This is a genomic window from Halostella sp. PRR32, assembly GCF_034808085.1.
Lineage (GTDB): Archaea > Halobacteriota > Halobacteria > Halobacteriales > Natronoarchaeaceae > Halostella > Halostella pelagica.
The window spans coordinates 1-236 of record NZ_JAXHGL010000179.1 but is presented as its reverse complement, the minus strand read 5'-3'; the positions used below and the strand labels follow the sequence as shown (position 1 = coordinate 236).

Annotated in this window: 1 protein-coding gene; it reads left to right on the top strand. The window is 47.0% G+C overall.

The window, feature by feature from the left end; all coding sequences use genetic code 11:
• On the top strand, window positions 1–222 hold a 222-nt coding region (locus SM753_RS20800; protein WP_323192954.1), incomplete at its 5' end, for a hypothetical protein.
• Window positions 223–236: the final 14 nt, after the last annotated feature.

The window sequence follows — 236 nt, the reverse complement described above, 5'->3', positions numbered from 1 at the left end:
ATGGGAGAAACAAGCGAGATAGGAATGTCTTACACGCGGGGCAAGACAGTTACTGATACGGGCAGACACAGAACAAGAGAACACAACGAGCGACTGCCACAAAAAAAAGTGCACTCGGGAGGCACGTGGCATGAACACTTGGACACCACAGACAGGAGTGAAGTACTCGGGACTCTCCACCTCCCCAAAAAAAAAAAAAAAAAAAAAATATACGCATACTAGCTGATTGCAGCCCA